6 protein-coding genes and 3 tRNA genes are annotated in these 8452 nt (G+C 74.5%); 7 read left to right on the forward strand and 2 right to left on the reverse strand.

The window, feature by feature from the left end; all coding sequences use genetic code 11:
* Positions 1-161: 161 nt before the first annotated feature.
* The gene (locus GTR02_RS23945) at positions 162-704 is read right to left on the reverse strand and encodes a TIGR02611 family protein (RefSeq protein ID WP_166608712.1); all 543 of its coding nucleotides are present in this window, start codon (positions 702-704) and stop codon (positions 162-164) included.
* 369 nt (positions 705-1073) lie between these two features.
* On the opposite strand from GTR02_RS23945, the gene GTR02_RS17180 reads away from it, so the two are divergent.
* From GTR02_RS17180 to treY, 7 genes are all read left to right on the forward strand, one after another.
* Complete coding sequence (locus GTR02_RS17180) at positions 1074-1502, forward strand: SsgA family sporulation/cell division regulator (protein ID WP_338073886.1); 429 nt, start codon at positions 1074-1076, stop codon at positions 1500-1502.
* A 133-nt stretch (positions 1503-1635) separates the two neighbouring features.
* Positions 1636-2757 (forward strand): alpha-hydroxy acid oxidase, encoded by a 1122-nt coding sequence (locus tag GTR02_RS17185; protein ID WP_166608713.1) that lies wholly within the window; start codon positions 1636-1638, stop codon positions 2755-2757.
* A 127-nt stretch (positions 2758-2884) separates the two neighbouring features.
* A tRNA-Gly gene (locus tag GTR02_RS17190) sits at positions 2885-2956 on the forward strand.
* A 35-nt stretch (positions 2957-2991) separates the two neighbouring features.
* A tRNA-Cys gene (locus GTR02_RS17195) sits at positions 2992-3062 on the forward strand.
* Positions 3063-3102: 40 nt separating this feature from the next.
* Positions 3103-3174 (forward strand) — tRNA-Val (locus GTR02_RS17200).
* A gap of 219 nt (positions 3175-3393) precedes the next feature.
* A complete protein-coding gene (gene glgX, locus GTR02_RS17205) occupies positions 3394-5535 on the forward strand; it encodes a glycogen debranching protein GlgX (protein WP_166608714.1) in 2142 nt (713 codons plus the stop codon).
* A 20-nt stretch (positions 5536-5555) separates the two neighbouring features.
* A complete protein-coding gene (treY, locus tag GTR02_RS17210; protein WP_338073888.1) occupies positions 5556-7991 on the forward strand; it encodes a malto-oligosyltrehalose synthase in 2436 nt (811 codons plus the stop codon).
* Between the two features lie 60 nt (positions 7992-8051).
* On the opposite strand, the gene GTR02_RS17215 is transcribed toward treY, so the two are convergent.
* Complete coding sequence (locus GTR02_RS17215) at positions 8052-8342, reverse strand: DUF1905 domain-containing protein (protein WP_166608716.1); 291 nt, start codon at positions 8340-8342, stop codon at positions 8052-8054.
* Positions 8343-8452: the final 110 nt, after the last annotated feature.

The raw sequence follows: 8452 nt of genomic DNA on the forward strand, positions 1-8452 counted from the left end.
ATACTGGGTTCGAACCAGTGACCCCCTCGGTGTGAACGAGGTGCTCTACCACTGAGCTAATCGCCCGGGCTGCGGCGGACCGCGACCGGCCTGAGAACCATAGCGTCTCGGCGGCCGTGCTCACGACACCGCCGGCGCGCGGGCCGCTCAGCCGATGCCGCTCAGCCGATGCCGGGCACGCGCTGCAGCTGGGCCGTGACGACCTCGGGGCTCCAGGTCGGCACGCCCTGCCACGCGAACCAGCCCCACACCACCGCGACGACGACGGCCGCGGTCCCGCCGCCCAGCCCGATCCGCGTGCGCCAGGACCGCCGCTCGACCCAGGCCACCCAGCGGTGCAGCTGCCGGCGGCCGAAGGCGTTCAGCCGGCGGGCCGAGTGGAACTCCGAGCCCAGGACCGCGAGGCCCAGGAAGACGACGACCCAGCCGGGCCCGGGCAGCGGCACGAGCGCGAGACCGAGCAGCACCACGACCGTCCCGAGGGTGGCGACGCCCATCCGGTACAGGTGGTTGCGCCGCGGGTTCGCGCGCAGCGCCTCCCGGCGGCGGCGGACCTCGCGGCGCCAGCGGCGCCGTGCGGGGGCCGCGGGCGGCCCGTCGGGGTCCGGTCCTCCGGCCGGCGCCTGCGGGTCGAGGGACGTGCGCACCGCGGACGGCGCCTGCGGCGGGTCGGCCGGGCGCGTCCCGCCGTCGGAGGCGGACACGTCGTCCTCCGCCGGGCCCCGTCCCGTCCGCATCCGCACTCCCCGCTCCGCCGCCACCACGCTCCGCCTCTGCTCCTCGCCACCGCCCGTGGTCCCCGCCCCCGTGCTCCGGTCCCAACGCACGGGAGCCGTCCCGTGCTCCCGGCAGCCGGGTGAAGGTTCTGGGCACGGCCGGCGAACGCCGCGGACGGTGACCCCGGGCACCCGTCCGGGGCCCGTGCGGCGGCGCGGCCGGCACCGACCGGAACCGGCGGGAGCACGCGCGCGTCCCAATTGGACCGTTCGGGTGTTTCAAGACGGTGAACAGTGGGAAAGTTCCACGCACGGTCGCTGGAGCCCGTCAGCGGCCAAGAGCACACGGAGGTCGACGTGCCTGCACTGCCGCACCGCAAGACCGAGGTCGACGTCGACGTGTCGCTGCGCCTGCGGACCACCAGTGGTCCCGGCCTGCCCGTTCCGGCCAGCCTCCACTACGGCGCCGACGACCCGTACGCGATCCACGCCGTCTTCCGCGGTGGCGACACCGACGTCGAGTGGGTCTTCGCGCGGGACCTCCTGCGGGAGGGCCTGGTGGCCCCGGCCGGGGAGGGCGACGTCCACGTCCGCCCCTGCCCGCAGACCGCGGACGGCCGCGCCCGCGTCCTGCTGCGCCTGTCGTCCCCGGACGGCAACGCCGAGCTGGAGGCCGACGAGGCCGACGTGCGCCGCTTCCTGCGCCGCGCCGACGCCCTCGTCCCCCCGGGCCGCGAGACCCGGCACCTCGACCTCGACGACCTGGTCCACCGGCTGGTCTCCTGAGCCGCCCGCGCGCCGTCGCGCCGCCCGCGTCCCGTCCCCGCGCAGGGGCGGCACGCGGGCTCTCGTGCGCCCAACGGGGGGCATCCGGGCGCCCGGGCCGCGCGGACCCCCTCGCGTCTGGTACTCCCGTGGCATGACGGACACAGTCGAGCGACCCCACGTCGAGCCGGCCGCGGACCCGGCGCTGAACATCGGCGAGCTGCGCGAGGCCGCGCTGCGACAGCTGCGGGCGGGCGCCTTCGGCCAGCCCATGTGGGACTACCTGGAGGGCGGCAGCGGCGACGAGCGCAGCCTGCGCTGGAACGAGGAGGCCTGGGGCGAGATCCGCCTGTCCCCGCACTGCCTGGTCGGCGTGGAGGACATCGACACGTCGACGACCCTGTTCGGGTCCCGCGTGGCCTCGCCCATCGGCCTGTCGCCCGCCGCGAGCCACAAGATCTGGCACCCGGACGGTGAGCTCGGCGTCACCGCGGCCGCGGGCGAGGCGGGGATGGTCTACTGCCAGAGCACGCTGGGCACGACCTCCATGGAGGACGTCGCCGCCGCCGCGACGGGGCCGCTGTGGTTCCAGCTCTACGTGCGCCGCGACCGCGACCTGACCGCGAGCCTCGCGCGGCGCGCCGCCGCGGCCGGGTACGAGGCGCTCGTGGTCACCGTCGACACCCCCGTGCTCGGGGCCCGCGACACCGACCGCCGGCGCAGCGTCCGGCTCCCCGCGGGCATGGCCTTCGCCAACCTGCCCGCGCTGACTGCGCGCGTCGAGGACGACCTCCCGGCGCACCGCCGGGTCTACGTCGAGCGGCTCGACCCGACGCTGCGCTGGACGGACATCACGTGGCTGGCCGAGCTCACCGACCTGCCCGTCATCGTCAAGGGCGTCCTGCGCGCCGACGACGCGGCGCGTGCGCTGGACCACGGCGCCGCGGGCGTGTGGGTCTCCAACCACGGCGCCCGCAACCTCGACACGGTGGTCCCGACCGCGCAGGCGCTGCCGGCCGTCGCGGCCGAGGTCGCCGGCCGCGTGCCGGTCGTCGTGGACTCGGGCGTCCGCCGCGGCACCGACGTGCTGAAGGCGCTGTGCCTGGGCGCCGACGCCGTCTTCGTGGGCCGGCCCTACCTCTACGGCCTCGCGGCCGCGGGCACCGAGGGTGCGCTGGCGGCCCTGCACATGCTGGACACCGAGCTGCGGATGGCCATGGGGCTGTGCGGCGCGCCCGACCTGGCGGCCCTCACCCCCGACCTGATCTGGCGCTGACGGCCGCGGTGGCGGACGGCCCCGTCCGGCGGCACACCGGGCGGGGCGGTTTGGCTCCGGCAGTGCGGTTCGGCTAGTGTCTACGACGTCACCGGGAACGGCCGCGAGGCCAGGACCGGCAGGACATGCGGACGTGGCGCAGTGGTAGCGCATCACCTTGCCAAGGTGAGGGTCGCGGGTTCGAATCCCGTCGTCCGCTCGGGTGCACGAGCTGTTCCGGGGCATCCGCCTCACGGTGGAGTGGCCGAGAGGCGAGGCAACGGCCTGCAAAGCCGTCCACACGGGTTCGAATCCCGTCTCCACCTCGGGACCCCACCAGGCAGCTCGTCCGCCTGGTGAGGCAGCGGGCGATTGGCGCAGCGGTAGCGCGCTTCCCTGACACGGAAGAGGTCACTGGTTCGATCCCAGTATCGCCCACCCATCACGACGCAGGCCGGATCCCCTCGGGGGTCCGGCCTTCGTCGTCCCCGGCCGGCGCGCTCCCGGGGCCGTCCCCGGGCCTCACGACCGTCCGTTCGTCGTCCGCGGGCGCAGCCGCCATGATGTCCGGGACCGACGGGCGCCCCGAGCGATCGGGCGCCCGCCCAGCTGGACGAACGAGCACGACGACCCGACGTGCTGTGGAGGACTCGCGAGATGCAGATCTGGCCCGGACGGCCCTACCCCCTCGGCGCCACCTACGACGGTGCGGGGACCAACTTCGCCCTCTTCTCCGAGGTGGCGGAGCGCATCGAGCTCTGCCTCGTCGAGGAGGACGGCACGGAGACCCGGGTGGACCTGCCCGAGGTCGACGGCTTCGTCTGGCACGCCTTCCTGCCCTCGGTGATGCCGGGCCAGCGCTACGGCTACCGCGTGCACGGCCCCTTCGACCCCGAGAAGGGGCACCGCTGCCAGCCCGAGAAGCTGCTGCTGGACCCCTACGCCAAGGCCATCGAGGGCCAGGTCGACGGCGACGAGTCGCTGTTCTCCTACGAGTTCGGGGACAACGGCGCGATCAACGCCGCCGACAGCGCGGGGCACACGATGCTCTCCGTCGTCGTCAACCCTTTCTTCGACTGGGGCAACGACCGCCGGCCGGGGCACGAGTACCACGAGTCGGTGATCTACGAGGCGCACGTCAAGGGCCTGACGATCCAGCACCCGGACATCCCCGAGGACATCCGCGGGACGTACGCCGGCATGGCGCACCCCGCGATGATCGACCACCTCAAGGGCCTCGGCGTCACGGCCGTGGAGCTCATGCCCGTGCACCAGTTCGTCCAGGACACCCACCTGGTCGACAAGGGCCTGTCGAACTACTGGGGCTACAACACGATCGGGTTCTTCGCGCCGCACAACTCCTACTCCTCCACGGGCCAGCGCGGTCAGCAGGTCCAGGAGTTCAAGTCGATGGTGCGCGCGCTGCACGAGGCCGACATCGAGGTCATCCTCGACGTCGTCTACAACCACACGGCCGAGGGCAACCACATGGGCCCGACGCTGTGCTTCCGCGGCATCGACAACCAGGCGTACTACCGCCTCGTGGACGGCGACCAGGCGCACTACTACGACACCACGGGGACCGGCAACAGCCTGCTCATGCGGCACCCGCACGTCCTGCAGCTGATCATGGACTCGCTGCGGTACTGGGCGGAGGAGATGCACGTCGACGGCTTCCGCTTCGACCTCGCGGCGACGCTCGCCCGCCAGTTCCACGAGGTGGACCGGCTGTCGGCGTTCTTCGACCTGGTCCAGCAGGACCCGGTCGTCTCGCAGCTGAAGCTCATCGCCGAGCCGTGGGACGTCGGCGACGGCGGCTACCAGGTCGGCGGGTTCCCGCCCCTGTGGACGGAGTGGAACGGCCGCTACCGCGACGCCATCCGCGACTTCTGGCGCGGGGAGCCGCACACCATCGCGGAGTTCGCGAGCCGCCTGACGGGGTCGAGCGACCTGTACGAGCACTCCGGCCGCAAGCCCATCGCCAGCATCAACTTCGTCACCGCCCACGACGGCTTCACGATGCGCGACCTCGTGTCCTACAACGACAAGCACAACGAGGCCAACGGCGAGGGCGGCAACGACGGCGAGAGCCACAACCGGTCCTGGAACTGCGGGGTCGAGGGGCCGACGCAGGACGCCGACGTCATCGCGCTGCGCGCCCGCCAGCACCGCAACCTGCTGACGACGCTGCTGCTGAGCCAGGGCGTGCCGATGATCCTGCACGGCGACGAGCTGGGCCGCACGCAGCGCGGCAACAACAACGTCTACTGCCAGGACAACGAGCTGGCCTGGGTGGACTGGGAGCTGAGCGACGCCCAGCAGGAGCTGCTGGCCTTCTCCCAGCGCGTCGTCGAGCTGCGCCGCACCGAGCCGGTGTTCCAGCGCCGCCGCTTCTTCGCGGGCGACGCCGGGCACGGCGGCAAGAGCGCGGTCGGGGACATCGAGTGGTTCAGCGCCGACGGCACCCCCATGACCGACGCGGACTGGGGCGACGCCTCCAACCGCAGCGTCATGGTCTTCCTCAACGGCGAGGCGATCCCCGAGCCCGACCGCCGCGGTGAGCGGATCGTCGGCGACTCCTTCCTCGTGCTCTTCAACCCGTGGCACGAGTCCATCGAGTTCACGCTGCCGCCCGCGGCCTACGGCGACGGCTGGCACCCCCGCCTGGACACCGCGGACGACCAGGTCGGCGTCGTGTCGATCTTCACGGAGGAGTCCGCCTTCTCCCCCGGCACGTCGCTGCCGGTCGCGGGGCGCTCCGTCCTCGTGCTGGCCCGCGGCCCCCTGGGGGACAAGTGAGCGAGGGCTACCGACCCGCGGTGGTGCCCGCGAGCACCTACCGGCTGCAGATCCAGCCGGCGTTCACCTTCGACGACGCGGCGGCGCGGGCGGCCTACCTGGCCGACCTCGGCGTCTCGCACGCCTACCTCTCGCCCGTCCTCGCGCCCGCGACGGGCTCGACGCACGGCTACGACGTCGTCGACCACGCCCGGCTGAACCCCGAGGCCGGCGGCCGGGAGGGCTTCGACCGGCTCAGCGCCGCGCTGTCGGCGGCGGGCCTGGGCGCCGTGGCCGACGTGGTGCCCAACCACATGGCGGTGCCCACGCCGGCCTCCGACAACGCCCAGCTGTGGTCGGTGCTGCGCGAGGGGCCGGACTCGCCCTTCGCGCGCTGGTTCGACGTCGACTGGTCGGTGCCCGACCGCGCGATCCTCATGGCGGTGCTCGGCCGGCGCATCGGCCAGGTGCTCGCCGCGGACGAGCTGACGCTGGACCGCTCGGGCGCCGAGCCCGTGCTGCGCTACTACGACCACGTCTTCCCGGTCCGTCCGGGGACCGAGGACCTGCCGCTGGCGCAGCTCGTCGACCGCCAGTGGTACCGCCTCGCGCACTGGCGGGTCGCCGACGAGGAGCTGAACTACCGGCGCTTCTTCGACGTCGACACGCTGGCCGCCGTCCGCGTCGAGGACCCCGAGGTCTTCGACGCCTCGCACGCCCTGCTGCTGGAGCTGCTGGCGGCGGGCGAGCTGCAGGGGCTGCGCATCGACCACCCGGACGGCCTGGCCGACCCGCGCGGCTACCTGGCCCGGCTCGCGGCCGCGACCGGGCGCGACGGCGCGAGCGCCTGGGTCGTCGTGGAGAAGATCCTCGAGGGGCACGAGACGCTGCCCGCGGACTGGGCCTGCGCCGGCACCACGGGCTACGACGCGCTGCACGAGATCGGCGGCCTCTTCCTCGACCAGGCCGGTGCCGAGCCCCTCACGGCGCTGTACTCCGCGCTGACCGGGGAGTCCGAGCCGTTCTCCGCGATCGTCGAGCAGGCCAAGCGCGAGGTCGTCGAGCACGGCCTGTACGCCGAGGTGCACCGCCTCGTGGACCTGCTCGCGGGCATCTGCCACGACGACGTGGACCTGCGCGACCACACCCGCCGGGGCCTGCACGAGGCGGTCGTCGAGCTGCTCGTCGCCTTCCCGCGCTACCGCGCCTACGTGGTGCCCGGCGAGCCCGCGCCCGCCGAGGCCGTCGAGGTCCTCGAGGAGGCCGCGGCCGTCGCGCGCCACCACCTCGCCCCCGAGCGGCACGACACCCTCGCCGTGGTCGTCGACCTGGCGCTGGGGCGGTCCGCGAGCCTGGCCGACCCCCGGCTGGCCGAGTTCGTCGTCCGCTTCCAGCAGACGTGCGGCCCGGTCATGGCCAAGGGCGTGGAGGACACGGCGTTCTACCGCTGGTTCCGGCTGTCGTCGCTGAACGAGGTGGGCGGCGACCCGTCCCGCTTCGGCACCTCGCCCGAGGAGTTCCACGCCTTCGCGGGGACGCTCTCGCGCACGTGGCCCGCCGCGATGACGACGCTGTCCACGCACGACACCAAGCGCAGCGAGGACGTCCGCGCCGTGCTCACCCCGATCTCGGAGCACCCCGACGAGTTCGCGGCGGCGCTGGCGACGTGGCGCGACCTCGCCGCCGAGCACCGCGACGGCGAGCTCGACGCCCGCACCGAGCTGCTGGTCTGGCAGACGCTCGTCGGCACCTGGGGGCGCACGGGCCCGCTGGCCGAGGACCGGCTGCTGGCCTACCTCGAGAAGGCCACCCGCGAGGCCAAGGACCACACCACGTGGACCGCGCCGGACGAGGCCTACGAGGCGGCGGTGCAGCGCTTCGCCGTCGGCGTCCTCGGCGACGAGGCGGTCCTGGCGGCCGTCGGGGCCTGGGTCGCGCGCACGGCCGGCGCGGCGCGCGTCGCGGTCCTCGGGCAGAAGCTCGTGCAGCTCGCCATGCCCGGCGTCCCCGACGTCTACCAGGGCACCGAGCTCGTCGACCTGTCCCTCGTCGACCCGGACAACCGCCGCGACGTGGACTACGACGAGCGCGTCCGGCGCCTGGCCGCGCTGGACGCGGGCGGCGCCCCCGCGGACGTGGACGACGAGAAGCTCCTCGTCGTCTCCCGCACGCTGCGCGTGCGCCGCGACCACCCCGAGGCCTTCCTCGGGGAGCACGCGGGCTACGCCGCGGTCCCGACGTCCACGGGCAACGCCGTGGCCTTCGCCCGCGGGCCGCTGGACGCCCCCGTCGTGGTGGCCGTGGCGACCCGCCTGCCGGGGTCCCTGGAGCGCCTCGGCGGCTGGGGCGAGCACACCCTCGCCCTGCCGGCCGGGTCGTGGCGCGACGCCTTCACCGGGGCCGACGTCCCCGGCGGCAGCGTCCGCATCGCCGACGTGCTGGACGGTCTGCCGGTCGCGCTGCTCGTGCGGGCCTGACCGGCGCCCGACGGGCCGGGACCCCACCGCGGTGGGGTCCCGGCCCGTCGGCGTCCCCGCTCACCCGAAGCGCTGCAGCAGCCGGACCGTGAGCAGCTCCCCCGCGCGGTCGCGCCCCGCCGCGGTGCGCAGCCCGGCCCGCAGGGGCAACCGGTGCGGCCCGGTCCCCGACGGCAGCAGCGTCGCCGCGAAGGGCTGCCCGTCGATCGTCCCCGCGACCCGGACCGCCCGTCGCGTGCCGAGGAGCTCGTGCGAGCCGGGCAGCTCGAGGTAGGTGGCGAAGGGACCGTCCCGGCGCACGGCCACCGTGTACGTGGCGTCCAGCGGACGCCCCTCCTGCGCAGCCGGCACGGCCGCCTCCTCCCCCTCGACCCGGCGCCCCGGCCGGTGCCCGCGTGCGCGCCCCGCGCGCCGGTGCCCTCCCCCGCTGGACCCGCGCGCGGCGCCGGACTCATCGCGGC

The sequence above is a fragment of the Kineococcus siccus genome (genome assembly GCF_009906795.1).
GTDB classification, from domain to species: Bacteria; Actinomycetota; Actinomycetes; order Actinomycetales; family Kineococcaceae; genus Kineococcus; species Kineococcus siccus.

Bases quoted from the DNA above. Each gene is read 5' to 3' on its own strand.
- GTR02_RS17185 (WP_166608713.1), top strand. From the start codon at position 1,636: ATGACGGACACAGTCGAGCGACCCCACGTCGAGCCGGCCGCGGACCCG.
- glgX (WP_166608714.1), top strand. From the start codon at position 3,394: ATGCAGATCTGGCCCGGACGGCCCTACCCCCTCGGCGCCACCTACGAC.